The following is a 23,993-nucleotide window of genomic DNA, read 5'->3' as shown; positions in this document are numbered from 1 at the left end:
GGTCTGGAAGGCGATGCCGTCGATGACCGCGATGATGTCCACGATCTTGCGGCTGGAGGTGTTGATCGCGCTCATGGTGTCGACCACCTGGCTGACCACGCTGCCGCCGCGCACGGCGACTTCCGACGCCGAGACGGCCAATTGATTCGCCTGACGTGCGTTGTCCGCGTTCTGCTTGACGGTCGAGGTCAGTTCCTCCATCGAGGCCGCAGTCTCTTCCAGCGAGCTGGCCTGCTGCTCGGTGCGCGAGGACAGGTCCTGGTTGCCCGAGGCGATCTGGCTCGAGGCGGTGGCCATGGTGTCGGTGCCCTGGCGCACCTGGCCCACGACCCGGGCCAGGCTGTCGCGCATGGCCTTGATGGCGTGCAGAACGCTGGTCTCGTCGCCCTTGCGCAGCTCGATCGCCACACTCAGGTCGCCTTCGGCGATGCGGCGCGTGATGCCGGCGGCGCGCTCCGGCTCGCAGCCCATCTGGCGCACCAGCCCGCGCGAGATGAACCACCCCAGAACGAGCAGCGCTGCCGCCAGTGCCAACGCACCGCTGCCGAAGCCGATCATGCGGCCGAGGATGGCAGCGTCGACGCTGTCGACGTACACGCCCGAGCCGACGATCCAGTTCCAGGGCTTGAAGCCCATCACGTACGAGACCTTCGGCACCGGCTTGTCGCTGCCCGGCTTGGGCCAGAGATACGACACGAAGCCAGCGTTCTTCTCTTTCACGATGTTCACGAACGCCACGAAGAGGGGCTTGCCCGTCGCGTCCTTGTTTTCCGCCAGATCCTTGCCGTCCAGCGCCGGGTTGATCGGATGCATCAGCATGCGCGGCTGCATGTCGTTGAGCCAGAAGTACTCGGTGCCGCTGTAGCGCATGCCCTTGATGGCCTGCATGGCCTGCTGCTGCGCCTCGGCTTCGCTGAGCGTGCCCTTCGCCGCCAGGCCGTGGTAGTAGCTCAACACCCCGTGGGCGGACTCGACCACCTGCCGCACGCTGCTCTGGCGTTCAGCCAGGATGAGCTGCCGTTCCGACACGAGGAACACGGCCGTCAGCGCGAGCAAGCCGACGAAGGCGCTGAGAGTGAGAAGGGCCAGTTTCCTGGCGATGGTCATGGAGCGGAGTTTTGAAGGTGCGGACATGATCGACAGTGGGTGAAGGTTGGGAAAGGGCGAACGACATCGAACCGAAGCGCCCACCTCGACCCTGTCGACGGGGTGACGCGATCGCACACCCCGCGGCGTGCTTCCCTGGCTATCGGCAGGCGAGCCGATTCATCGATCCCGGGAAAACCCGGGAGCCGGCGCGCACCGTGACCGAATGCTCAACCACCCCCTCGGGAAAACACGCATCCCGCCCTGTCGGCACCATGACAGTGCGAGATTGCCGGGAGCGCAAGAATGGCAGCACCACGGCCACGCCAGGAGCTCCGCATGAACACCACCCCCTTCCTTGCCGACACCTCGGCCCTTCGCGACCGCGTCAGTGCCGAGGAGTGGCAGCTGCGCGTCGACCTCGCCGCCTGCTACCGCCTGGTCGCCCTCTACGGCTGGAGCGACCTGGTCTTCACGCACATCAGCGCACGGGTGCCGGGGCCCGAGCACCACTTCCTCATCAACCCCTACGGCCTGATGTTCGACGAGATCACCGCGTCGAGCCTGGTGAAGGTCGACGACCAGTGCCGCAAGGTGATCGATTCCCCCTACCCGGTAAACCCGGCGGGCTTCATGATCCACAGCGCGGTGCACGCCGTGCGGGAAGACATCCAGTGCGTGCTGCACACCCACACACGCGCCGGCATCGCGGTCAGCGCGCAGAAGAACGGGGTGCTGCCGATCAGCCAGCAGTCGACCTTCGTGCTGGCCTCGCTGGCGTACCACGGCTACGAGGGTGTCGCGATCCGCGACGACGAGAAGGCACGCCTGCAGACGAGCATGGGCCAGGCGAACTTCCTGATGCTGCGCAACCATGGGCTGCTGACGGTCGGCAAGACGATCGCCGATGCCTTCCTGGCGATGTACACCTTCGAGAACACCTGCCAGATCCAGATCGCCGCGCAATCCGGCGGCGGCGAGCTCACACAAGTGGACCCCCGCATCATCGACGGTGTGGGCCACGCGATGAAGGTGCAGACCGGTGGCCTGGGCGGCGGCTTCGTCTGGCCGTCGCTGATCCGCAAGCTGGACCGGATCGACCGCGCCTACGCGAGCTGACGACGGTCCCACGCCGCGCGGTCAGTGGGCGTGCACAGTGGTTGACGTCGTCTAACTGGTCAGGGGCAAGCCACTTGCGGTCTTGCCCGCACCATGCTCACAAGGCCGGCCGCCAGCGTCAACACAGCACCGATCCCGAGGCCGACCCTGGGCGCCGTGTCGGCGGATGCCATGGTGAAGAGCAGGCTCATGATGATTCCGCCTGCGGTTTGACCCACCAATCTGGCCGTGCCCTGCATACCGCCCGCTGCGCCACTTCTTTCGGCGGGGGCCGAGAGAAACATGTTGCGGTTGTTCGGCACCTGGAAAAGCCCGAAGCCCAGGCCGCATAGCACGGCGAACAGGATCAACGGCTGCGGCCGTCCCGGCAGCGGCCACAGCGAGGCCGCCGCGAGCCCCACCGCAAGAACAGCGCCCCCCGCGGCGCAGAGCCAGGCGGTCGGCAGGCGGTCGGCAAGACGGCCCGCGAACGGCGCCGCGATCGCCACTGTCAACGGCCAAGGCGTGATGTAGAGCCCCGTCGCCAGCGCGTCCAGCCCCCACGTGTGCTGCAGGAAAAAGGGAAGCGCCATCATGCCCAGTGTCGTGCCGGCGAAGCAGCACATCGAGGCGATCACCGAGATGCGCAACGATTCCGAGCGGAGCAGGTCCAGCGGGATCAAAGGTGCGACTTTCGGCATCTCCCGCCGGACCAGCGCCGCCAGTCCGAGTGCTGCCAAAACAAGGAGGACGGCGGCCAGGGCCGGTGCTTCGATCAGAAGTTCCGCGCCAATGACCAGCAAGGCAAAGGCTCCCGCATTCAGCGCCACGCTGGACAGGTCGAGCCGGCGTGCCGTTCCGGTGAGCGCCGGCAGCGCACGCGTGGCGAGCAGCACCACGACACCCAGCGGCAGGTTCAACGCGAACAGCCAGGGCCAGCTCGCGGCCGAGAGAATCAGGGCCCCGATCGTCGGACCGGCCGCAGAGGACAGTGCAACGGCGAGCGCGTTCCAGCCGATGGCGGCGCCGAGCTGCCGATGCGGAACGACAGAGCGCAACAGCGCCACGCCGAGCGACATGACGGCGGCCCCCCCGAGACCCTGCAGGAAGCGGGCCGCAACGAGCCACGGCAGGGACGGCGACAGCGCGCACACCACGGACGCCCCGGTGAACACGGCAACCCCGCCCGCAAAGACACGGCGATAGCCCAGGCTCTCTCCCAACGCAGCGCAAGGCAGCAGGCCCATCACCAACGCCGCCTGGTACGCCGTGATGACCCACACGGACATGCCCGGCGTGACCTGCAGGGATCGTGCGATGGTCGGAAGCGCCACGTTGGCTATGCCTGCGTCGAGCACCACGAGCACCATGGCTGCCAGGACCGCGGCAACCGCGGCGATGCGCGGACGCTGCTCGGTGGAAGGCGGGGTCATGATGTCCCGACCGTCCAGACCCCGTTCCGCTCGACATACCGTGTCACGCGGTGTTCTTCCTTGTCTTCCTGCTTCAGGTCACGCTCGGTGAAGCGAAACAGCAGTGCGGGCCCCTTCACGCACTGCGTGTCGTGGATGTCCCCGGGCAGATACACCTGGACCTGCCCCGGTCGCATCAACGTGGAATCCCGCTTCACCAGTCCGACACTGCCGTCCGAGTTCAAGACCCGCGCATAGGTTCTCATCTCGATTTCGCCTTGCTGGACCGCATAGATCACCCAACCCCGGCCGTGGTCATGGGGTGGCCTGTAGAGCCCGGCGTATTCCGAGTGCGCCAGCAGCACGAACCCGTGGGCAGGATCGCGATACAGTTCCTTGTTGGCCGGGGCTTCCTCGTGCAAGGCCACCAACCAATCTTCCGTGGCGGGTGCCTTGAGGAGGTCCGCAAGATGGCGTTTGCAAGCGTCGACCACCTTGTCGCTCAGCGGTCCCCAGACCGACCTGATGCCCTGAATCGATGCTTCAAAAGTACCGTTGGCCACTATTTCTTCCTTTGTGTTGTGCTCGGACGAACTCCGTTCAAGCCGTTCCAGGACGATAGGACGCCGCTCCGAATTGCGGAAGGCGCAGCAGTTGCAACATCTACGTGCGTCGGACGCCATGTCAGAGCGGGCGTGCTAGCGTCGAGGCATGTCATCGCCTGATCTGAACCTGCTCGTCACCCTGGATGTGCTGCTTGCCGAAGGCAGCGTCGCAGGCGCTGCGAGACGTTTGCGGTTGAGTCCCTCGGCGATGAGCCGGGCCCTTGCGCGATTGCGCGAGACGACCGGCGACCCCCTGCTGGTGCGGGCCGGACGGGGCCTGGTGGCCACCCCCCGCGCGCTCGAACTGCGCGAGCGGGTCAATCACCTCGTCCAGGAGGCTGAAGCAGTCCTCCGGCCCGCCGAGGCGCTCAAGCTGAAGGAACTCGTCCGGACCTTCACGCTGCGCACCCGTGAAGGCTTTGTCGAGACCTTCGGGCCCGACCTCCTCGAGCGCGTCGGCCTGGAGGCGCCTGGCGTGCGGTTGCGCTTCGTGCAGAAGGCAGACAAGGAGAGCGCCTCCCTTCGCGACGGCACCGTCGACCTGGAGACGGGCGTCATCGGCGGCACCACAAGCCCCGAGGTCCGTGTGCAGGCCTTGTTCAGGGACCGGTTCATCGGCGTCGTGCGCATCGGGCACCCGCTGTGTCAAGGGGAGATGACGCCCGCGCGCTACGCGGCCGAAAGGCATGTCGTCGTGTCGCGTCGGGGTTTCGACAAAGGGCCGATCGACGAAGCATTGAAGCCGCTCGGTCTGGCACGCGAGATCGGCACGGTGGTCGGCGGGTTCTCGACCGCGCTGGCACTGGCTCGCGCGACCGACTTTGTCGCCAGTGTTCCCGAGCGCCACACCGAAAGCCTGCGCGTCGGGCTCTACAGCTTTGGGCTGCCAGTGTCCGCGCCGGAAATCACTGTTTCATTGTTCTGGCACCCGAGAATGGACGGGGATCTCGCTCACCGCTGGCTGCGCCAGTGCGTTCGGGATGCCTGCTCGGAACGCCACCGCAGCGACGCCGATCACAGTTGCCGCGCAAGCCGTTGATTCCCTGCGCAGGTCGCGCAGCATCGGCGCATCCCGGCGTTCAGTACGTCTTGTACGGCAGGAATTTGCCTGAGAGCACGACCTTCACGCGGTCGCCCTTGGGGTCGGCCTGCCGGTCGATGTCCATGCTGAAGTCGATCGCGCTCATGATGCCGTCGCCGAATTCCTCGTGGATCAGTTCCTTGATGGTGGTGCCGTAGACGCTTACGATTTCATACCAGCGGTAGATCAACGGGTCGGTCGGCACCGCGTTCGGCAGCGAGCCCTTGTAGGGCACCACTTGCAGCCACTTCTGCTCTTCGGCGGTGAGGCCGAAGATCTTGCCGATGACCTTGGCCTGGGCGGCGTCGAAGGTCATCTGGCCGAGACAGCCGGCGGTGGTCCACTCCTTGGAAAGGCCGACCTTCTTGGCCACGTCGGCCCACTGGATGCCCTTGGCCACCTTCACGGTGATGATCTTCTCGGTGATGTCGTTGCGGTTCATGCGGGGTTTGCTCCTGTTTGGGTTGAGTACATGCGATGCCGTATCACGTCGCCTTCGCCCGGGTGACGAGGAAGTCGACGATGTGGTTGCGCAGGGCGTAGTAGCCGTCGAGGTGGTGCAGCCCGGCGCGAGTGCGCTCGCGCGGCAACGGGTTCGCCACGCTCTCGGCGATGTTGCCGGGCAGGTAGCCGGCGGAGGTCTCGCTGCCGTTGCGCATCAGCAGGATGCGGTCAGCCAGCAGGATGGCTTCATCCACGTCGTGCGTGATCATGAAGACGGTCTGCTGCGTCTGGCGCACGATGCGCATCAGCTCGTCCTGGATGGTGCCGCGCGTCAGCGCATCGAGCGCGCCGAAGGGTTCGTCGAGCAGCAGCATGCGCGGCTGGATCGCGAAGGCGCGTGCGATGCCCACGCGCTGCTTCATGCCGCCGGACAGCTGCGACGGCTTCTTGTCGATGGCCGCGGCCAGGCCGACCAGTTCGACGAAACGCATCACCTGTTCGTCGACCTGCTTGCGCGACCAGTCGGGCCAGCGCGATTCGACCGCGAAGGCGATGTTCTTGCGCACCGTGAGCCAGGGCATCAGTGCGTGGCTCTGGAACACCACGCCGCGTGTGAGGCTCGGGCCGACGATCTCGCGGCCGTCCATGAAGGCATGGCCGCCGGTCGCGGTATCGAGCCCTGCCAGCACGTTGAGAATGGTCGTCTTGCCGCAGCCCGAGTGGCCGATGATGCAGACGAACTCGCCGCGCTGCATGGTGAAGGAGACCTCGGCGAACACCGGCTTGGCCGGCACGTAGGCCTTGGCCAGGCCCTCGACCCGCAACAGCGTCGCGCCAGGGTCGATGGGGGGAACGGGCGGAGTAGGCGGCATGGCCTTCCTTTGGGGAGAAAAATCACTCCACATACGTCACCTTTCGCTGCAGCCCCGCGAAGGCCAGGTCGAGCAGCATGCCCACCACGCCGATCAGCAGGATCGCGAAGATCACGTTGGTGAGCGACAGGTTGTTCCACTCGTTCCACACGAAGTAGCCGATGCCGGTGCCGCCCACCAGCATCTCGGCCGCGACGATGACGAGCCAGGCAATGCCCATGCTGATGCGCATGCCGGTGAGGATGGTGGGCGCCGCCGCCGGCAGGATCACGCGGAAGGCGCGACGCAGCGGCCTCACCTCCAGCGTGCTGGCCACGTTGAGCCATTCGCGCTTGACCGAGGCCACGCCGAAGGCGGTGTTGAGCAGCATCGGCCAGACCGAGCAGATGAAGATCACGAAGATGCCGCTCGTCGACGAATCCTTGATGGTGTAGAGCGCCAGCGGCATCCACGCCAGCGGCGAGATCGGTTTGAGCACCTGGATGAAGGGGTCGAAGGCCTTGTGCAGCAGCGGCGACATGCCGATGACGAAGCCCAGCGGCACCGCCACCAGGCAGGCCAGCAGGAAGCCCAGCCCGACGCGGCCGAGCGACCACGCGAGCTGGATCGCGATGCCCTTGTCGTTGGGGCCGTTGTCGTAGACCGGGTTCGACAGGTGCCGCCATGCCGCCACGCCCATGTCGGCCGGTGTCGGGAAGCCCGAGGCCTTGGCCTGGCCGCCCGGCTCGGTGCTCTTGCCGAGCATCTTCTGGTACTCGATCTGTTCCGGCGTCAGTGTGGTTGGCGCGGCGACCGATGCGGTCTGCATCGTCGCGGCTTGCCAGATGCCAAGGAACACGAGCAGCAGCAACAGCGACAGCAGCGCGGCTTTGAGGTTGAGCGATTTGCGCATGGCGGCCCCGCGCTCAGGCGGCCATCTTGCTGATGGCAAAGCTCTTCACGTACTCGTCGGGCTTCGTCGGATCGAACACCTTGCCCATGATCGTGAATTTCGGGTACGCGCCCTCGGGCGGCGTCTGGCCGATCTCCTTCATGCGCTTCTTGGCGTCGGTCAGCAGAAAGACTTTTTCGGCGATCTGCTTGTAGTCGACGTCGCCCTTCACATAGCCCCAGCGCTTCATCTGCGTGAGCATCCAGACGGCCATCGACTGCCACGGAATCGGGTCGAAGTCGGCGCGGTCGGGCACCGTCTTGATGTTGCCCAGGCCGTCGGCGAAGCGGCCGGTGAGCACTTGCGTAAGCACGGTTTCGGGCTGATTCAGGTACTGCGCCGGCGCGATCACCTTGGCGATGAGCTCTCGGTTCTCGGGCTTGCGCGCCATCGCCGACGCGGTGAGCACCGCGCGGTACAGCGCCGCGAAGGTGTTCGGGTTCTTCTGGATGAACTCGGTCGACGAGCCGAAGGCACAGCACGGATGGCCGTTCCAGATCTCCTTCGTGAGGATATGAATGAAGCCCACCTCCTCAAACACCGCGCGCTGGTTGAACGGGTCGGGGCCGAGGTAGCCGTCGATGTTTCCGGCGCGCAGGTTGGCGACCATCTCGGCCGGTGGCACCACGCGGATCTGAATGTCGGTGTCGGGGTTCAGGCCCGCTTCCGCCACGTAGTAGCGCAGCAGGAAGTTGTGCATGCTGTACTCGAAGGGCACCGCGAACTTGAAGCCCTTCCAGAGCTTCGGGTCGCGCTTGTCCTTGTGCTTGAGCGACAGCGTGATGGCCTGGCCGTTGGTGTTCTGGATGGTCGCGACGTTCATCGGCGTCGCGTTGGAGCCCGCGCCCATCGAGATGGCCAGGGGCATCGGCGACAGGAAGTGCGTGGCGTCGTATTCCTTGTTGAGCATCTTGTCGCGGATGAGCGCCCAGCCCGCCGTCTTCACCACCTCGACGTTCAGGCCCTGTTCCTTGTAGAAGCCCAGGGGGTGCGCCATGATCAGCGGCGTGGCGCAGGTGATCGGGATGAAGCCGATCTTCAGGTCCTTCTTCTCGAGCGGGCCCTTCTCTTGCGCCATGGCCTGCATCGCGCCCAGCGGAAACACCGAGGCGATGGCCGCGCGCGCCGTGTTGGCGCCCACCGCGCGCAGGAAGCCGCGGCGCACGCTGTCGACCGGGAATAGCGCCTTGATCAGGCTGGCTTCGAGCTTGTCGTTAGACAGCGCCATCGCGCTCGCGTGCTGGTCGGGCGCATGGTCCTGGCCGCAGCCGCAGCGCAGCATCAAAGGGCGGTCGGCGTCGTACGGGTCGTTCGCTGTCGATTCAGGCAGTCGGGACATGGGTAGCACCTCATTGAGAAGATGCAGATGCATTGCAAGCCGCGGGCCGGTTGCAGGCCGGATGTGGGCCAACGCAGCCCCGGCGCATGAAATCGCACAGCGCAGATCGATGCCTTGTAGTGCTGGCCCTACAAGGCGGTCGTCGCTGCCCGTGTTTTCAGGCGGCCGGCGCCGATTTGCCGTGCCGCTCGGCGTACAGCGCGAGCTCGACGTCGTTCTTCGCGCCGGTCTTCTCGAGGATGCGCGCCCGGTAGGTGCTCACCGTGTTCGGCGCCAAGCCGAGCTGCGCACCGATTTCGCTCACGCTGTGCCCTGCCGTGAGCAGCCGGAAGACCTGGTGCTCGCGGTGCGACAGCGCCTCGGTCGCCGACACCTTGCTCACCGCCGCGGCCAGCGCCTCGGCCGTGGCCGCCGACACATAGATGCCACCGCCCGCCGCCTTGCGCACCGCCGCCACCATCGCATCGGCGTCTGCGCTCTTGTTGAGGTAGCCCGCCGCGCCGAGCTTGATGCAGCGCACCGCGTACTGGCGCTCCGGGTAGGTCGAGAGCATCAGCACTGGCAGCGCCGGCCAGGCGGCGCGCAAGGCCTGCAGCACGTCGAGGCCGTCGCGCTCGGGCAAGGCGATGTCGAGCAGCACGACATCAACGCCCTCCCCGCCCTGAAGCGACGCCACGCGCTCGATCACCTCGGGGCCGGTCTGCGCCTCGGCGCAGACGACGATCTCCGGCGCGCCATTCGACAGGTCACCGAGCACCTGCTTCAGGCCTTCGCGCACGATGCGGTGGTCGTCGCCGATGAGGACGCGGATGGCAGGTGTCATGGCATCAATGCGAAGTCGAAAGCGGAAGACGGAGTCGAAATGTACTGCCCTGCCCCGGCTGGCTCGCGATCTCGATGCTGCCGCCGAAGTGCAGCGCCCGTTCCCGCATGCCCCGCACGCCGTACGAGGTCGGCGCGCCGAAGGCTTGCGGCGCGGCACCGATGCCGTCGTCCTTCACGCGCAGCTCAAGCACGCCGTCGTCGGCGCGGATCCGGATGTCGACGCGGGCTGCGCGCGCATGGCGGCCGACGTTGCTCAGCATCTCCTGGAAGATGCGGAACACCGCCATCGCCGCCGGCTCGGGCAGCTCGAGCGCGTCGTCGACCTGCAGGTCCCAGCCGAGGTCGAGCTCGGCCGACTGCACGAACTCGTGCGCCTGCCATTCGAGCGCGGCCCACAGGCCCTGGTGGTCGAGAATGCTCGGGCGCAGGTCGGTGATGATGCGGCCGACGTTCTCGACCGCGCGCTCGATCAGCGCGCCCATGTTGTCGCACTTGCCGCGCATCTTCTGGCGCATCGCCTGCGCCGCGTCGGCATCGCGCGACTGCTGCTCGCCCAGGCGCTTGCCGATCCAGTTGACGTCCATCTTGAGTGCGACCAACAGGCTGCCGAGTTCGTCGTGCACCTCGCGGGCGATGCGGGTGCGCTCTTCCTCGCGCACTGAATCCATCCAGGCCGACAGCTCGCGCACCTGCCGAAGCGCCGCGCTGAGTTCGGCGGTGCGCTCGGCCACGCGCAGCTCGAGCTGGTCGCGCGACTGCTGCAGCGCGGCGGCTGCGCGCTTGCGCTCCGTGATGTCGACGAAGGCGATGACCGCCCCGCGCACGATGTCGCCATCGACGATCGGGTGGCTCGAGTACTCCACCGCGAAGGACGTGCCGTCGCGCCGCCAGAACACCTCCGTGTCGATGCGGCACGGCAGGCCGCGGCGGAAGGCGTTGAAGATGGGGCAGTCGGTGTCGGGGTAGTGCGAGCCGTCGGCATGCGAGTGGTGCGTCAGCTCGTGCATGTTGTGGCCGAGCACCTCGGCCGCAGGCCAGCCGAGCAGTTGCGCGCCGGCCCGGTTGATGAACATGCAGTGGCCGTCGAGGTCGATGCCGAAGATGCCCTCGCCGGTCGATTCGAGCAGCAGGCTCAGCTGGTGCCGCCACAGCGGGTCGACGCCGGCTTCGGCCGCGCTGGGCAGGGTCAGGGCCTGGTCGTGCATGCCAACGGTGCATGCAACGGCCGTGCCATCGCCAACCGGCTCACAGCAGGTCTTCGGGCAGCAGCTTGAGCAGCAGCCAGTTCTTGAAGTCGCCCACCCAGTTGGCACCGGGCTCGTCCTTGGTCATGGTACGTGAACCGTCGGCGTCGTGCTCGACCCAGCCCACGCCGTCGCGGCTGTCGTCGAGCTGAAGTTCGTAGGCGCCCATCGCCCGCAGCGGGGTCAGCCGGCTGAACTGCTCGACCAGGGCGGGGCTCTCGATCAGGATGCCAACTTCGGTGTTCAAGCGGGCCGAACGGCCGTCGAGGTTCATGGAGCCGATGAACATGCGCCGCTGATCGACCAGGGCGATCTTCGCGTGCAGCCGACCGGACGAACTGCTGAAGTCGCCCAGCGTGCGCTGCCGCGGCAGGAGCTTGGCGCTCAACTCGAAGAGCCTGACGCCCGCCCTCAACAGGCGGACGCGGTAGCGCGCGTAGCCGGCATACACCAGCGACTCGTCGGTGGCATCGAGGGAATTGGTCAGCACGATCATCTCGACGCCCTGTTCCACGCCGGCCTTCATCTGGGCCAGGCCCATTTCGCCGGGAATGAAATAAGGCGAGACCATGATCACCTGCTTCTGCGCGCCCTGCAGCATCGCGATGGTGCGTTGCGTCACGCTGTCGGCATAGCGCGCCTCCGGGTCATCCATGGCGATCTTCTTCGGGATGTCCGACACCGCCTGGCCGTCACCCGGCGTTTGCAAGAGGCGTCCGGCCTGCAGCTGCTGCCCGATGGGCGGATGGCCCAGCACATCGACGTCGCGCTCGCGCGGCGGCTCGACCGCACCGGCCAGCTGGTCGTGCAGCCAGGTGCGCACAGATTCGCTGTCGGGCGGCACCGCGGAGAGTTCGGCAACGGGGCGCACCTGCGGGCTGTTCCAGAAGTCGTCGAAGGTCGCCGACAACTCGGGCACCACCGGCCCGGTCGCCAGCACGTCCATGTCGATGAAGTTGGCCATTTCGCTGCGCATGAAATATTCGTCGGCGATGTTCCGGCCGCCGACGATGGCCATGCTGTTGTCAGCCACGAAGAGCTTGTTGTGCATGCGCCGGTTGATGCGCCGCACGTCGGCCAGCGACAGCACGACCCGCAGGCCCAGCGGCCCGGCCCGCACGGCCAGCGGGTTGAACAGCCGCAGCTCGACATTCGGCTGCGAGGACAGCGCTGCGAAGAGCTCGTCCTTGCCCGCTGTGTAGAAGTCGTCGACCAGGAGGCGCACGCGCACACCGCGGCGGGCGGCTTGCAGCAGGGCGCTGAGGAACAGCGTGCCGGAGGCGTCCTGCTGAAGGATGTAGTACTGCGCGTCGATCGTCTTCTGCGCGCGCTGCGCCAGCGCCAGCCGCGCATTGAGCGCCGTCGGCCCCTCGGGCATCAGCTGGAAGCCGGAGAGGCCAGGCGCCGCGCCCTGCGCGCTGGCCGCCGCGATGCGCCCGAGCGGTGTGTCGGCCACATCGATATGCGCCGTGCTGATGGTCCGGGCCTGCGGTGGCGGCAGGCTGGCGCAGGCGCTCGCCAGAAGCACCACGCCCATCCACACCCACCTTGCCGCAACGACGTACACACCACGCATGGCGCGAACTGTAGCCGGCTGCGGCCCGATGTGCTGGCGCTGTATTCGGCGCTACAGGCCCAGGTCGCTCAGGCTCGCGTGGTCATCTGGCCGGCGGCCCAGCGGCCAGTGGAAGAGCCGATCGGCCTCGGCGATCGGCAGGTCGTTGATGCTGGCGAAACGCCGCTGCATCAGGCCTTGCGGGTTGAACTCCCAGTTCTCGTTGCCATAGCTGCGGAACCAATGGCCGGAATCGTCATGCCACTCGTAAGCGAAGCGCACTGCGATACGGTTGTCGGTGAAGGCCCACAGTTCCTTGATGAGGCGGTAGTCCAGCTCGCGCGCCCATTTGCGCTGCAGCAATTCGCGCACCGCCGCGCGGCCGACGGGGAACTCGACGCGGTTGCGCCACAGCGTGTCTTCGGTGTAGACGCCCGAAACGCGCTCGGGGTCGCGCGAATTCCAGGCGTCTTCGGCACCGCGCACCTTCTGGGTGGCGCTCTCATGCGTAAAAGGGGGAACGGGCGGGCGGGCTTCCATGGTGGCTCCTGGGTGGTCGGGTTCGATCGGCGAACTGGGCATCCACGTAGACCGATCTGTCTACATGAAATGGCGCGAATCTATCAGGCATAGACAGGTCTGTCTACAATCAACTGATATGGAAGCCGCCCCCCTCTCCGCACGCGACCGCATCCTCGTCACGGCACACGACCTGTTCTATCGCGACGGCATCCGCGCCACCGGCATCGACCGGTTGATCGCCGAATCGGGCGTGACCAAGGTGACCTTCTACCGGCACTTCCCGAGCAAGAACGAACTGGTGCGGGCCTTCCTCGATCTGCGCCATGCGCGCTGGATGGCCTGGTTCGTCGATGCGCTGGGCCGGCGCGGCGCCGACACGCCGGCGGCGGACGGCAGCAGCCTTCTGCTGCTGGCCGACGTGCTGCAGGAATGGACCGAGATGCCGGTCTTTCGCGGCTGCGCCTTCATCAACACGGTGGTCGAGATCGCCGATGCACTGCCCGAAGCGGTCGGCGTCGCGCGTGCGCACAAGGACGAGATGACGGAAGTCATCGTGCAGCTGCTGCCGGCAGGCCCCCGGCGCGAGGCGCTGGCGCAGGGCGCCGCCCTCGCCTTCGACGGGGCCATCGTGCGGGCGCAGATGGCGGCCGACGCGAACGAACGCCGCGCAGCGGCGGCGACCTTGCGCGGCGTGCTGCGCGCGCTGGTGGCCGCGCCGCACTAAGGCACGGCGCGCCGAAGCCGGATCAGAGCCGCTCGGCCACCCAGCCTTGCACCGAGGCCAGTGCGGCGGGCAGGCCACTCGCGTCGGTGCCGCCGGCCATCGCCATGTCGGGCTTGCCGCCGCCCTTGCCGCCGACCTGCTGGGCGACGAAGTTGACCAGTTCGCCGGCCTTCACCTTGCCCATTGCGTCGGCGGTGACGCCGGCCGCGATCTGCACCTTGGCGCCGTCGACGGCGGCGAGCACGATGACCGCGCTCTTGAGCTTGTCCTTGAGCTTGTCCATGGTGTCGCGCAGCGTCTTGGCGTCGGCGCCATCGAGCTGGGCCACGAGCACCTTGAGGCCCTTGACCTCGATCGCCTGGGCGAGCAGTTCGTCGCCCTTCGACGACGCCAGCTTGCCCTTGAGCGATCCGACTTCGCGCTCGAGCGCGCGCACCTGGTCGAGCACCTGTCCGAGGCGGCCCTGCAGTTCGGCGGCCGGCGACTTGAGCGTGGCAGCCACGCTCTGCACGGTCGCCTCCAGGTCCTGCAGGTAGCTCAGCGCATTGACGCCGGTGATCGCCTCGATGCGGCGCACGCCCGCGGCGACGCCACCTTCGCTGGTGATCTTGAACAGGCCGATGTCGCCGGTGCGCTGCACGTGCGTGCCGCCGCAGAGTTCGCGGCTGGACCCGATGTCGAGCACACGCACGCTCTCGCCGTATTTCTCGCCGAACAGCATCATGGCGCCGGTCTTCTGGGCCGACTCCATGTCCATCACGCGCGCCTGCGTCGGTGCGTTGGCCAGGATCTCGGCGTTCACGCGCTTCTCGATTTCGAGGATCTGGTCGTGCGTGACCGCGGCGTTGTGCGCGAAGTCGAAGCGCGTCTTGTCAGCATCGACCAGCGAACCCTTCTGCTGCACGTGCGTGCCCAGCACTTCGCGCAGGGCCTTGTGCATCAGGTGGGTCACGCTGTGGTTGCGCATGGTCGCGTTGCGGCGCTCACCGTCGACAGCGGCCTTGACGGTGTCGCCCACCTTGAGCGTGCCTTGCGTCTGCATGCCGTGGTGGCCGAACACGTCGGCCTTGATCTTCTGCGTGTCTTCCACGCCGAACTGCACGCCCTCGGCGCTGAGGAAGCCCTGGTCGCCGACCTGGCCGCCGCTCTCGGCATAGAAGGGCGTGGTGTCGAGCACCACGATGCCAGGCTGGCCTTCCTTCAGCTCATTCACAGACGCGCCTTCGAAATACAGCGCCTGCACCTTGGCCGTCTCTTCCAGGTGCTCATAGCCCGTGAAGGTGTTGCCCACGCCGGCGTACTCGACGTTGCGGTCCATCTTGAACTTGCCGGCGGCGCGGCCCGCGGCCTTCTGCTTTTCCATCGCGGCCTTGAAGCCGGCCTCGTCGACGCTCACGCCGCGCTCGCGGCAAACGTCGGCCGACAGGTCGAGCGGGAAGCCGAAGGTGTCGTGCAGCTTGAAGGCGACTTCGCCCGGCAGCACCTTGGCATCGCCGGCCAACGCGGCATCGAGGATTTCCATGCCGTTGGCCAGGGTCTCGAAGAAGCGTTCTTCCTCGGCCTTCAGCGTGTCGATGACATGCTTCTGGTCGGCGACCAGCTTCGGATAGGCCTCGCCCATCAGCGCGACCAGGTCAGGCACCAGCTTGTGGAAGAAGGGCTTCTTCTGACCCAGCTTGTAGCCGTGGCGGATGGCACGGCGGATGATGCGGCGCTGCACGTAGCCGCGGCCTTCGTTCGACGGGATCACGCCGTCGGCCACCAGGAAGGCGGTCGCGCGGATGTGGTCGGCGATCACGCGCAGGCTGTTGTTCGACAGATCGGTCACGCCGGTTTCACGCGCAGCGGCCTTGATCAGCGCATCGAAGATGTCGATCTCGTAGTTGCTGTGCACATGCTGCAGGATGGCAGCCAGCCGCTCCAGGCCCATGCCGGTGTCGACGCAGGGGGCTGGCAGTTTCTTCACGGAGCCGTCGGGCTGCATGTCGAACTGCATGAACACGTTGTTCCAGATCTCGATGTAGCGGTCGCCGTCTTCATCGAGGCTGCCGGGCGGGCCGCCGGCAATCTCGGGGCCGTGGTCGTAGAAGATCTCGCTGCACGGGCCGCAGGGGCCGGTGTCCGCCATCATCCAGAAGTTGTCGGACATGTAGCGCCCGCCCTTGTTGTCGCCGATGCGCACCACGCGCTCGGGCGGCAGGCCGATGTCCTTGGTCCAGATGTCGTAGGCCTCGTCGTCCTCGATGTAGACGGTGGCCCACAGCTTGTCGGCCGGCAGCTTGTAGACCTGCGTCAGCAGTTCCCAGGCCCACATCAGCGACTCGCGCTTGAAGTAGTCGCCGAAGCTCCAGTTGCCCAGCATCTCGAAGAAGGTGTGGTGGCGCGCGGTGTAGCCCACGTTCTCCAGGTCGTTGTGCTTGCCGCCGGCGCGCAGGCACGCCTGGACCGAGGTGGCGCGCACGTAAGGGCGCTTGTCCTCGCCGAGGAACACGTCCTTGAACTGAACCATGCCCGAGTTGGTGAACATCAGCGTCGGGTCGTTGCCCGGCACCAGCGGGCTGGACGGCACGACCGTGTGGCCCTTCGAGGCGAAGAAGTCGAGGAAGGTCTTGCGGATGTCCGCGACCGTGAAGGTGGGCTGGCTCATGGGATGGAAATAGCTCGCAAAAGGCTCGCAAGGGGCTCGTACAGCGGAACGATGCACCCGCTAACTGCTTGATTTGATTGGCCTATCGATTATAGGTTTGGGCCGGTCTCGGCCCTGCCGCCGGGCGTGATGCACCCGGGCGGATGAGCACATCGCCCCGTGCGTGTGCACGGCGCCTCGATCCGGTGCCGCGAGGCGATGCCGCCGGCCTCGACAAGCCATCCAAGCCCCCGATCAAGCATGTTCAGTGCTGGCACGCAATCTGCTAATACCCTCATCAGATATTTCTGATATCTCACTAATATATTTACAGAGTCGATCGGGCGCAGGTCCGGACGGCCTCCGCCTCTCTCCAACCTCATCCTTCAGGAGCAACGAATGACCAATCCCCGCTGGCAAGGCATCTTCCCCGCCATCACAACCAAGTTCAACGCCGACGAGAGCATCGATGCCGAGGGCACGGCCAGGCACATCGACTTCCAGATCCGCAACGGCATCCATGGCCTGGTCACCTGCGGTTCGCTGGGCGAAGCAAGCACGCTGAGCCTGGAAGAGAAGCTGCAGGTCGCCAAGATCGCCCTCGACGCTGCCGACGGCCGCATCCCCGTGCTGGCCAACGTGTCTGAAACCAGCACCCGCGAGGCGCTGCGCTACATCGACGGCGGCAACAAGCTGGGCGTGGCCGGCTACATGGTGATGCCCTCGGTCATCTACGTGGCCGATGCACGCGAGGCGATGGCCAACGTGCGCGCCATGGCCAAGGCGGCGCAGAAGCCGCTGATGGTCTACAACAACCCGGTCGCCTACCGTGTCGACCTCAAGCCCGAGCACATGCTCGAGCTGGCCGACTGCGAATGGCTGGTCGCCGTCAAGGAGAGCACGGACAACATCCGCCGCATCACCGACCTGCGCAACCTGCTGGGCGACCGTTATCAGATCTTCTGCGGCGTGGACGACCTGGCCTATGAAGCGATGGCGCTGGGCGCCGACGGCCTGCTGGCCGGCGTGGGCTGCGCGTTCCCTCGCGAAACCGTGGCGCTGTACGACCTGATGAAGGCCGGCCAGTTCGCCGAGGCGCTCAAGCTCTACCAGTGGATGACGCCGATGCTGCATCTGGACGTGTCGACCAAGCTGGTGCAGAACCTCAAGCTCATCGACCTGCTGGTCGGCGTGGGCACCGAGCACATGCGCCGCCCCCGCCTGCCGCTGATCGGCGAGGAACGCGCTTTCATCGAAGGCGTGGTCCAAAAGGCCCTGGCCACGCGGCCCGCGCAGTACCAGTCGGTCGCCTGAGCTTCTGCACCCCACCCGTCACCAGGCCACAACACCATGCAAGAAAAAGCCAAAGGACAGGTCGGCGCCGCCCGCTGGGTGCTCGACATCTCGGACGGCGTGCTGCGCTGCGAACGCCACTTCCTCACCGTGCTGATGGGGCTGCTCATGGTGCTGGTCATGCTGAACGTGGTGACGCGCTACGGCGGCATTCCGCTCTACTGGGTCGACGAGGCCTCGGTGTACTGCGTGGTCTGGCTGACCTTCGTCGGCGCCTCTGCCATGACGCGGCTGCGGCTCGACTTCGCGGTCACGCTCTTGACCGACAAGCTGGGTGCCAAGGCCGTGCGCATCGCCAAGGCGGCGGCTTCGGGTGGCGTGCTGGTGCTCGGCCTGGCGCTACTTGCGATGTGCTGGATCTACATGGACCCGGTGGGCCTCGCGCACTACGGCTTCGACGCGAAGGAGTTCGCCGCGGAGTCCTTCAACTTCCTCTACACCGAGCGCACGCAGACGCTGAACTGGCCGGTCTGGGCGATCCAGCTGATCCTGCCGATCTTCTCGCTGACGCTGAGCGTGCATGCGCTGTCGAACCTGATCGAGGACCTCGGCCTGCAGCCCAAGCGCAGCCACGCCGGGTTCAACATCGCCAACGCGGACGTGGTGAATTGACATGCTGACCACCGGATTCTTCCTGCTCATCATGCTGGTCGGCGTGCCGATCGGCGCGTGCCTGTGCCTGTCGGGCATCGTGTTCATCCTGAACTCGGGCGACACGGTGCTGTTCCAGTCCTTCCCGACGCAGATGTTCGGCGGGGTCGACAGCTACAGCCTCATCGCCATCCCGCTGTTCATCCTCATCGGCGAGATCATGAACGGCGGCGGCATCACCAAGCGCCTGGTCGACCTGGCGCTGGCCTTCATCGGCTCGGTCAAGGGCGGCCTCGCCTACGTGAACATCCTGGCCAACATGCTGGTGTCGTCGATCATCGGCTCGGCCACCGCGCAGGTCGCGATCATGAGCCAGATCATGGTGCCCGAGATGGAAAAGCAGGGCTACGACAAGACCTTCGCGGCCGGCCTCACGGTGTACGGCGGCATGCTCGGCCCGATCATCCCGCCCTCGGTGATGTTCGTGGTCTACAGCGTGCTCGCGCAGGTGGCGGTGGGCGACATGCTCATCGCCGGGATCATCCCCGGCGTGATCCTCACGGTGCTGTTCTTCATCGTGATCGCCTGCATGGGCCTGATCTACAACTACCCGCGCACCGAGAAGCGCACGCTCAAGCAGCGGCTGCACACGGTGATCACGGCCTGCCCCACGCTGCTGATCCCGATCGTGATCGTCGGCTCCATCCTCGGCGGCTTCGCGAACCCGACCGAAGCGGCGGCCGTCGGCGCCGTGGCCGCGGTGCTGGTGGGCCGCTACGTGACGAAGGAATTCCGCTACGGGATGATTCCGCAGATCCTGCTCAAGTCGGCCATCTACTCGGCCGTGGTGCTGTTCCTGGTGGCAGCGGCCGCCGTGTTCTCGTGGTTGCTGATCTACGGCAAGGTGCCGCAGGCCACGGCCGCGTGGATCCAGACCGTGGCGAAGGACCCGGTCACCTTCCTGCTGCTGGTCAACGTGATCCTGCTGGTGATCGGCACCGTCATCGACGGCATCCCCGGCCTGATCATGACGGTGCCCATCCTGCTGCCCATCGCCACCGACATCTACGGCATCGACCCGCGCCACTTCGGCGTGGTGGTGGTGATCAACCTGGTGCTCGGCCTCATGACGCCGCCCGTGGGGCTGAGCTTCTTCGTGGCCTCTGCCGTCACCGGGGCCAAGCCCGGAAAGATGTTCATCGTCACGCTGCCCTTCTTCGTCATCTGCTGCGTGGCGCTGGTGATCCTGTCGCTGTTCCCGAGCCTGTCGCTCGCCCTCTTGAAGTAGTTCTTCGAGCCGTTCTCTCAACCTCAACCGGAGCTTCGCATGTCTCTCTCACGTCGCCAGTTCGTCCAGGCCGCGGCCGGCACCGCCGCCGCCTCGTCTGCCCTCTTCGCGCCGATGGTGCGCGCCGCCACGGCCAAGGAATTTCGCCTCGGCCTGATCACCCCGGCCGGCCACTCGTGGAACCGCGCCGCACTGGCCTTCGGCGAGTCGCTGAAGAAGTCGACCGACGGCCGCCTGAGCGCCACCGTCTTCCATTCGGGCCAGCTCGGCAACGAGTCGGCCATGATGCAGCAGCTGCAGTCGGGCGCCCTCGACATGGGCTGGATCCAGGCGGCCGAGCTGGGTTCGCGCGTCTCCAGCGTGGCCGCCATCAATGCGCCCTACCTGGTGCGCTCGACCACCAACGTCGCATCCCTGGTGCGCACGCCCGCCGCGCTGAAGCTGCTCGAGGTGCTGCCGCGCGAGACCGGCACTGTCGGCCTGGGCTGGGGCATCACCGGCATGCGCGTGGTGTTCGCCACCAAGGACATCTCGACGCCGACCGACCTCAAGGGCATGAAGCTGCGCATCAACCCGACGCCGGTCTACCGCGACTTCTATCAGATGCTCGGCGCCGCGCCGACGCCGATCCCCACGCCGGCCGTGTTCGACGCGATGTCGAACGGCCAGGTCGACGGTCTGGAAGCCGACATCGAGTTCTCGTGGAACGCGCGCTTCGACAAGGTGGCCAAGGTCATGCTGCCGATGAACGCGCTGTTCATGCCCTTCGCGCCGCTGGTGTCGGGCCGCATCTGGCAGACGCTGGACGCCAAGGACAAGACGCTGATCACCGACCTGGTGAAGCAGTCGCTGGACGCGCAGATCAAGGACATCGTGACAACCGAGCTCGGCCTGATCGACAAGTTCAAGGCCACCAACCTGGTGATCAAGAACGACACGGCCTTCAACCCCGCGCCACTCATCGCCGAGTTCGACAAGATCTGGCTGCCCAAGGCGCCGGCCATCGCCGAGCTGCGCAAGATCGGCGCCACCCTCTGAGCCCAGCCGCTGCGGGCGTGCCCTCCCGTCGGCGATGGGAGAATGCGCCCGCCCTGGTGCCCTTTCGCGAAACCCCTTCCACGATGCCTGCTGCAGTTACGTCTTCTCTGGGTGGTGCGCCCCGGCGGCGCGCCGCCGACATGGCCTATGACGCGATCGAGACGCTCATCGCCACCCTGCAGCTCGAGCCCGGCAGCCCGGTGGTCGAGGCCGAGATCGCCGAGCGCACCGGCCTCGGCCGCACCCCCGTGCGCGAGGCGCTGCTGCGCATGACCTCGGTGGGGCTGATCGACCAGCAGCCGCGGCGCGGCCTGCTGGTGTCGAGCATCGACCTGGCCGACCACCTCGACGTGGTCCAGACGCGGCGCGTGCTCGAAACGCTGATCGCGTCCTGCTCGGCGCGCCGTGCCACGGCGGCCGAGCGCAAGGACATCGTGCGTTGCGCCGAGAAGATGGTGAAGGCCGCCGCGCGCGGCCACCTCGACGACTACATGGCGGCCGACCACGAGCTCGATCGCGTCAACCACCGGGCCAGCCGCAACCAGTCGGCCGTGATGGGCGTGTCGCCGCTCATCGTGCAGTGCCGGCGCTTCTGGTACGCCTACCAGCACGAGGGCGACATCGTCGAGGCCGCCGACGCCCACATGGAACTGGCCCAGGGCATCGCGACCGGCGACGAGGCCGCGGCCGTGGCTGGGGCCAACCGGCTGCTCGACTACCTGGAACGCTTCGCGCGGCGGGTCATCGACAACTGAGGCCGGCGCGTCGCCGTCACGCCATGCGGTGCTTGCGCTTGACCATGTAGATGATCGCGCGCTTCTTCAGCCAGTAGAAGGCGCCGGGGAAGTGCGACTCGATGAAGAACACCAGCCTGTTCTTCGGCTTCTTCAGGTCCTTCGGCTTGAACATGTAGGCGCGGTTGACCTTCTCCGTGGGCAGGTCGAAGGTACGCGTCTGCAGCTGCAGGAACTTCTTCTTGTTCGGGATCGCATGGCAGGTGATGGACGAGCGCGAGTGCGTCGCGTCCTGGCTGTCGAGCGAGCCGTGGATGGTCCACGCATTCCAGAACAGCACGTCGCCCTGGTTCAGCACGGGGGCGCGGATCGGCAGCTTGTCTTCCTTGATCTTCTTCACGACCGAGAGGATGTAGCCCTCGTGGTTCTCGGCGATGTTGTTGTACAGCGCATGGTCGTCGAGCTTGATCTTGTGCGAGCCCGGGCAGATGAAGAAGCGCCCCGCCTTCGGCGAGATGTCTTCCACCGCGATCCAGGCGGCGGCCATCTCGCCGATGGTTTCCGAGTCGAGGTAGTAGCTGTCCTGGTGCTCCCAGGTCGCCGAGTTGCCCTCGAAATACATCGACTGGACGATCTTCGGCGTGTCTTCCAGCAGGCTCTCGAAAGCGCCGGCCAGGCGTTCGTCGCCCAGGATGCTGGTGGTGGCATAGGAACGGAACTGCGGGAAGTTGCCCGGGTCGACGCTCTGAAGGTTCAGGATCGGATTCATGATCCAGCCCTTGTCGTTCTTGTCGTGCCGCTCGACCTTGGCCGTGGCCTGGCGGTACATGAAGCCGTCGAAGGGCTTGACCTCCGTCTCCCACAACTGGCGGATCTTGGCGCACTGCTCGCGCGTCAGCAGGCCCTTGACGATCGCATAGCCGTTCTCGCGGTAGTAGTTGCGGAACCCCTCGACGTCGTCGACGGAGAATTTCTCTGACGGATCTTCCGCCTCCGTCTCGGGCACGGACACAGCCAAGCCCCGCGGTGTTTTCAGTTCAATCACGATGCGCCCTCGATGGTTGTTGTTGGACTCGGAACGCCTGGCTCCTCGCGGTCTGAGGGGGCCAAGGTGGTCGGTCACGTATCGGAACGACGGTGATCCGACGGGCGTTTATATGCCATCGGCACCGCAAAGTGAAGAGGAAAGTTCACATTTGTCGCCCGACGGGTGACGATTGGCATCGTTAGAATCCACGCCTGCTGCGGGTGTAGTTCAATGGCAGAACGGCAGCTTCCCAAGCTTCATACGAGGGTTCGATTCCCTTCACCCGCTCCACGCCTCTTCGGCGCACTGTCTATTGCTACGGCCGATCCGCCGAACAGCCGGCTCTTCTCGGCCAGTCATCCACTCCGGCTGAGCCCCATTCCTGATCCGAGGTGCCGGACAGCCCACCCAAGCTGAGGCCGTCTGAGGACCCGTGCGCCTCAGGTACGCGTTCCGATTTCCACCGTTTCGCGCGTCCAGGCCAAGGCCTGCTCGCTCAGGCTCAAGCCGAGGCCGGGCCGTGTCGGGACGAGCATGCGGCCGTCCTTGATCTCGAGGCGCTCGTTGAAGAGCGGCTCCAGCCAGTCGAAATGCTCGACCCAAGGCTCGGTCGCGTAGACCGCGCCCAAGTGCACATGCAGTTCCATCGCGAAATGCGGGCCCAGGCTCAGGCCCGCATGCTCCGCCTGCGCGGCGATCTTCAGGAACGGCGTGATGCCACCGACGCGCGGGGCGTCAGGCATCAGATAGTCGGCGGCTCGATGACGGATCAGCTCGCCGTGTTCGGCGGCACTGGTGAGCATCTCGCCGGTGGCGATGGGCGTGTCGAAGGTGGCGGCCAGCGCGGCGTGGCCTTCGAAATCGTAGGCGTCGAGCGGTTCCTCGATCCACACCAAGTCGAACTCTTCGAACACGCGGCACATGCGCTGCGCGGTTGGCCGGTCCCACTGCTGGTTGGCGTCGACCATGATCGGCACGTGATCGCCCAGGTGCTTGCGCACCGTCTCGACCCGGCGGATGTCGAGTGCTCGGTCGGGCTGGCCGACCTTGAGCTTGATACCGCCGATGCCGCGCTCGATCGAAGCGCCGGCATTGACCACCAGTTGCTCGATCGGCGTGTGCAGGAAGCCGCCCGAGGTGTTGTAGCAGCGCACCGAGTCGCGCTGCGAGCCCAGCAGTTTCGACAGCGACAGGCCGGCGCGGCGCGCCTTCAGGTCGTACAGCGCCACGTCGAAGGCACCGATGGCCTGCACCGCCATGCCGCTGCGGCCCACCGAGGCGCCGGCCCAGCACAGCTTGGTCCAGAGCTTGGAGATGTCGCTCGGATCTTCGCCGATCAGGGCGGGCGCGATTTCCTTGGCATGCGCGAACTGGCCGGGCCCGCCCGCGCGCTTGGAATAGCTGAAGCCCAGCCCGCGGTGCCCGTCCTTGGTCTCGATTTCGGCGAACAGCATCGCGATCTCGGTCATCGGCTTCTGCCGGCCGGTAAGCACCTTGGCGTCGCTGATCGGGTTGGCCAGCGGCAGGTAGCAGGAGGAGATTCGAACCCAGGCGATGCTGTCGCCGGACGCAGAAGCGGTCGTCATGAATGGTCTTTG

The 23,993-nt window shown here is 66.3% G+C and carries 22 protein-coding genes and 1 tRNA gene; 9 read left to right on the top strand and 14 right to left on the bottom strand.

Annotated elements, in window-relative coordinates; translation table 11 throughout:
• Positions 1–1,107 (bottom strand): cache domain-containing protein (locus tag ACSFA2_RS24670; RefSeq protein WP_435457969.1); only part of this gene is annotated, 1,107 nt, incomplete at its 3' end.
• A 318-nt stretch (positions 1,108–1,425) separates the two neighbouring features.
• Between ACSFA2_RS24670 and ACSFA2_RS24665 the strand changes: the two genes are divergently transcribed.
• Complete coding sequence (locus ACSFA2_RS24665; protein ID WP_435457968.1) at positions 1,426–2,205, top strand: class II aldolase/adducin family protein; 780 nt, start codon at positions 1,426–1,428, stop codon at positions 2,203–2,205.
• Between the two features lie 59 nt (positions 2,206–2,264).
• Here the strand turns inward: ACSFA2_RS24665 and ACSFA2_RS24660 are convergent, their stop codons facing one another.
• Together ACSFA2_RS24660 and ACSFA2_RS24655 are read right to left on the bottom strand one after the other, a co-directional pair.
• The gene (locus tag ACSFA2_RS24660; RefSeq protein WP_435457967.1) at positions 2,265–3,617 is read right to left on the bottom strand and encodes an MFS transporter; all 1,353 of its coding nucleotides are present in this window, start codon (positions 3,615–3,617) and stop codon (positions 2,265–2,267) included.
• The gene (locus tag ACSFA2_RS24655; protein WP_435457966.1) at positions 3,614–4,279 is read right to left on the bottom strand and encodes a hypothetical protein; all 666 of its coding nucleotides are present in this window, start codon (positions 4,277–4,279) and stop codon (positions 3,614–3,616) included. Before ACSFA2_RS24655 ends, ACSFA2_RS24660 begins: the two co-directional genes overlap by 4 nt.
• Before the next feature lie 28 nt (positions 4,280–4,307).
• On the opposite strand from ACSFA2_RS24655, the gene ACSFA2_RS24650 reads away from it, so the two are divergent.
• Positions 4,308–5,240 (top strand): LysR family transcriptional regulator, encoded by a 933-nt coding sequence (locus ACSFA2_RS24650; protein WP_435457965.1) that lies wholly within the window; start codon positions 4,308–4,310, stop codon positions 5,238–5,240.
• 40 nt (positions 5,241–5,280) lie between these two features.
• On the opposite strand, the gene cynS is transcribed toward ACSFA2_RS24650, so the two are convergent.
• From cynS to ACSFA2_RS24610, 8 genes are all read right to left on the bottom strand, one after another.
• Positions 5,281–5,724, bottom strand: a complete 444-nt coding sequence (gene cynS, locus ACSFA2_RS24645) for a cyanase (RefSeq protein ID WP_435457964.1) — start codon at positions 5,722–5,724, stop codon at positions 5,281–5,283.
• A 43-nt stretch (positions 5,725–5,767) separates the two neighbouring features.
• Positions 5,768–6,598, bottom strand: a complete 831-nt coding sequence (locus ACSFA2_RS24640; protein ID WP_435457963.1) for an ABC transporter ATP-binding protein — start codon at positions 6,596–6,598, stop codon at positions 5,768–5,770.
• 22 nt (positions 6,599–6,620) lie between these two features.
• Positions 6,621–7,490 carry a nitrate ABC transporter permease gene (gene ntrB, locus ACSFA2_RS24635; RefSeq protein WP_435457962.1) on the bottom strand — a complete coding sequence of 290 codons (870 nt, stop codon included), beginning with the start codon at positions 7,488–7,490 and terminating at the stop codon, positions 6,621–6,623.
• A 13-nt stretch (positions 7,491–7,503) separates the two neighbouring features.
• Positions 7,504–8,868 carry a CmpA/NrtA family ABC transporter substrate-binding protein gene (locus ACSFA2_RS24630; protein WP_435457961.1) on the bottom strand — a complete coding sequence of 455 codons (1,365 nt, stop codon included), beginning with the start codon at positions 8,866–8,868 and terminating at the stop codon, positions 7,504–7,506.
• Positions 8,869–9,025: 157 nt separating this feature from the next.
• Positions 9,026–9,691 carry a response regulator transcription factor gene (locus tag ACSFA2_RS24625; protein WP_435457960.1) on the bottom strand — a complete coding sequence of 222 codons (666 nt, stop codon included), beginning with the start codon at positions 9,689–9,691 and terminating at the stop codon, positions 9,026–9,028.
• A gap of 4 nt (positions 9,692–9,695) precedes the next feature.
• Positions 9,696–10,898, bottom strand: coding sequence for a sensor histidine kinase (locus ACSFA2_RS24620; protein WP_435457959.1), 1,203 nt, complete (start codon positions 10,896–10,898; stop codon positions 9,696–9,698).
• Positions 10,899–10,938: 40 nt separating this feature from the next.
• Positions 10,939–12,513: a phospholipase D family protein gene (locus ACSFA2_RS24615; protein WP_435457958.1), complete on the bottom strand. Its 1,575-nt coding sequence runs from the start codon at positions 12,511–12,513 to the stop codon at positions 10,939–10,941.
• Between the two features lie 51 nt (positions 12,514–12,564).
• On the bottom strand, positions 12,565–13,032 hold the full coding sequence (locus ACSFA2_RS24610) for a nuclear transport factor 2 family protein (RefSeq protein WP_435457957.1): 468 nt from the start codon (positions 13,030–13,032) through the stop codon (positions 12,565–12,567).
• Positions 13,033–13,150: 118 nt separating this feature from the next.
• Here ACSFA2_RS24610 and ACSFA2_RS24605 point away from each other — a divergent pair, with 118 nt between their 5' ends.
• A complete protein-coding gene (locus tag ACSFA2_RS24605) occupies positions 13,151–13,738 on the top strand; it encodes a TetR/AcrR family transcriptional regulator (protein WP_435457956.1) in 588 nt (195 codons plus the stop codon).
• A gap of 22 nt (positions 13,739–13,760) precedes the next feature.
• Here ACSFA2_RS24605 and alaS read toward each other — a convergent pair whose 3' ends face one another.
• The gene (gene alaS, locus ACSFA2_RS24600; protein WP_435457955.1) at positions 13,761–16,385 is read right to left on the bottom strand and encodes an alanine--tRNA ligase; all 2,625 of its coding nucleotides are present in this window, start codon (positions 16,383–16,385) and stop codon (positions 13,761–13,763) included.
• 378 nt (positions 16,386–16,763) lie between these two features.
• Here alaS and ACSFA2_RS24595 point away from each other — a divergent pair, with 378 nt between their 5' ends.
• The 5 genes from ACSFA2_RS24595 to ACSFA2_RS24575 all read left to right on the top strand — a co-directional run bounded on the left by ACSFA2_RS24595 (position 16,764) and on the right by ACSFA2_RS24575 (position 21,389).
• Positions 16,764–17,678 carry a dihydrodipicolinate synthase family protein gene (locus ACSFA2_RS24595; protein WP_435457954.1) on the top strand — a complete coding sequence of 305 codons (915 nt, stop codon included), beginning with the start codon at positions 16,764–16,766 and terminating at the stop codon, positions 17,676–17,678.
• Between the two features lie 36 nt (positions 17,679–17,714).
• Positions 17,715–18,329 carry a TRAP transporter small permease gene (locus ACSFA2_RS24590; protein ID WP_435457953.1) on the top strand — a complete coding sequence of 205 codons (615 nt, stop codon included), beginning with the start codon at positions 17,715–17,717 and terminating at the stop codon, positions 18,327–18,329.
• A gap of 1 nt (position 18,330) precedes the next feature.
• Positions 18,331–19,596: a TRAP transporter large permease gene (locus ACSFA2_RS24585; RefSeq protein ID WP_435457952.1), complete on the top strand. Its 1,266-nt coding sequence runs from the start codon at positions 18,331–18,333 to the stop codon at positions 19,594–19,596.
• A 39-nt stretch (positions 19,597–19,635) separates the two neighbouring features.
• Positions 19,636–20,634 (top strand): TRAP transporter substrate-binding protein, encoded by a 999-nt coding sequence (locus ACSFA2_RS24580; protein WP_435457951.1) that lies wholly within the window; start codon positions 19,636–19,638, stop codon positions 20,632–20,634.
• Positions 20,635–20,717: 83 nt separating this feature from the next.
• Positions 20,718–21,389 (top strand): GntR family transcriptional regulator, encoded by a 672-nt coding sequence (locus ACSFA2_RS24575; protein WP_435457950.1) that lies wholly within the window; start codon positions 20,718–20,720, stop codon positions 21,387–21,389.
• 16 nt (positions 21,390–21,405) lie between these two features.
• On the opposite strand, the gene ACSFA2_RS24570 is transcribed toward ACSFA2_RS24575, so the two are convergent.
• Positions 21,406–22,413 carry a phytanoyl-CoA dioxygenase family protein gene (locus ACSFA2_RS24570; protein WP_435457949.1) on the bottom strand — a complete coding sequence of 336 codons (1,008 nt, stop codon included), beginning with the start codon at positions 22,411–22,413 and terminating at the stop codon, positions 21,406–21,408.
• Between the two features lie 199 nt (positions 22,414–22,612).
• Here ACSFA2_RS24570 and ACSFA2_RS24565 point away from each other — a divergent pair.
• Positions 22,613–22,686 (top strand) — tRNA-Gly (locus tag ACSFA2_RS24565).
• A gap of 149 nt (positions 22,687–22,835) precedes the next feature.
• On the opposite strand, the gene ACSFA2_RS24560 is transcribed toward ACSFA2_RS24565, so the two are convergent.
• Positions 22,836–23,981, bottom strand: coding sequence for an L-talarate/galactarate dehydratase (locus tag ACSFA2_RS24560; protein ID WP_435457948.1), 1,146 nt, complete (start codon positions 23,979–23,981; stop codon positions 22,836–22,838).
• Positions 23,982–23,993: the final 12 nt, after the last annotated feature.

It is taken from the genome of Variovorax cryoconiti, from assembly GCF_051216395.1.
Classification (GTDB): domain Bacteria; phylum Pseudomonadota; class Gammaproteobacteria; order Burkholderiales; family Burkholderiaceae_C; genus Variovorax.
Note: the sequence above shows the minus strand (reverse complement) of the source record. Positions and strands in the feature narration are given on the sequence as shown.

Bases quoted from the DNA above. Each gene is read 5' to 3' on its own strand.
- ACSFA2_RS24650 (WP_435457965.1), top strand. From the start codon at position 4,308: ATGTCATCGCCTGATCTGAACCTGCTCGTCACCCTGGATGTGCTGCTT.
- ACSFA2_RS24625 (WP_435457960.1), bottom strand. From the start codon at position 9,691: ATGACACCTGCCATCCGCGTCCTCATCGGCGACGACCACCGCATCGTG.
- ACSFA2_RS24640 (WP_435457963.1), bottom strand. From the start codon at position 6,598: ATGCCGCCTACTCCGCCCGTTCCCCCCATCGACCCTGGCGCGACGCTG.
- ACSFA2_RS24560 (WP_435457948.1), bottom strand. From the start codon at position 23,981: ATGACGACCGCTTCTGCGTCCGGCGACAGCATCGCCTGGGTTCGAATC.
- ACSFA2_RS24580 (WP_435457951.1), top strand. From the start codon at position 19,636: ATGTCTCTCTCACGTCGCCAGTTCGTCCAGGCCGCGGCCGGCACCGCC.
- cynS (WP_435457964.1), bottom strand. From the start codon at position 5,724: ATGAACCGCAACGACATCACCGAGAAGATCATCACCGTGAAGGTGGCC.
- ACSFA2_RS24630 (WP_435457961.1), bottom strand. From the start codon at position 8,868: ATGTCCCGACTGCCTGAATCGACAGCGAACGACCCGTACGACGCCGAC.
- ACSFA2_RS24660 (WP_435457967.1), bottom strand. From the start codon at position 3,617: ATGACCCCGCCTTCCACCGAGCAGCGTCCGCGCATCGCCGCGGTTGCC.
- ACSFA2_RS24590 (WP_435457953.1), top strand. From the start codon at position 17,715: ATGCAAGAAAAAGCCAAAGGACAGGTCGGCGCCGCCCGCTGGGTGCTC.
- ACSFA2_RS24620 (WP_435457959.1), bottom strand. From the start codon at position 10,898: ATGCACGACCAGGCCCTGACCCTGCCCAGCGCGGCCGAAGCCGGCGTC.
- ACSFA2_RS24655 (WP_435457966.1), bottom strand. From the start codon at position 4,279: ATGGCGTCCGACGCACGTAGATGTTGCAACTGCTGCGCCTTCCGCAAT.
- ntrB (WP_435457962.1), bottom strand. From the start codon at position 7,490: ATGCGCAAATCGCTCAACCTCAAAGCCGCGCTGCTGTCGCTGTTGCTG.
- ACSFA2_RS24585 (WP_435457952.1), top strand. From the start codon at position 18,331: ATGCTGACCACCGGATTCTTCCTGCTCATCATGCTGGTCGGCGTGCCG.
- ACSFA2_RS24665 (WP_435457968.1), top strand. From the start codon at position 1,426: ATGAACACCACCCCCTTCCTTGCCGACACCTCGGCCCTTCGCGACCGC.
- ACSFA2_RS24610 (WP_435457957.1), bottom strand. From the start codon at position 13,032: ATGGAAGCCCGCCCGCCCGTTCCCCCTTTTACGCATGAGAGCGCCACC.
- alaS (WP_435457955.1), bottom strand. From the start codon at position 16,385: ATGAGCCAGCCCACCTTCACGGTCGCGGACATCCGCAAGACCTTCCTC.
- ACSFA2_RS24575 (WP_435457950.1), top strand. From the start codon at position 20,718: ATGCCTGCTGCAGTTACGTCTTCTCTGGGTGGTGCGCCCCGGCGGCGC.
- ACSFA2_RS24615 (WP_435457958.1), bottom strand. From the start codon at position 12,513: ATGCGTGGTGTGTACGTCGTTGCGGCAAGGTGGGTGTGGATGGGCGTG.
- ACSFA2_RS24605 (WP_435457956.1), top strand. From the start codon at position 13,151: ATGGAAGCCGCCCCCCTCTCCGCACGCGACCGCATCCTCGTCACGGCA.
- ACSFA2_RS24595 (WP_435457954.1), top strand. From the start codon at position 16,764: ATGACCAATCCCCGCTGGCAAGGCATCTTCCCCGCCATCACAACCAAG.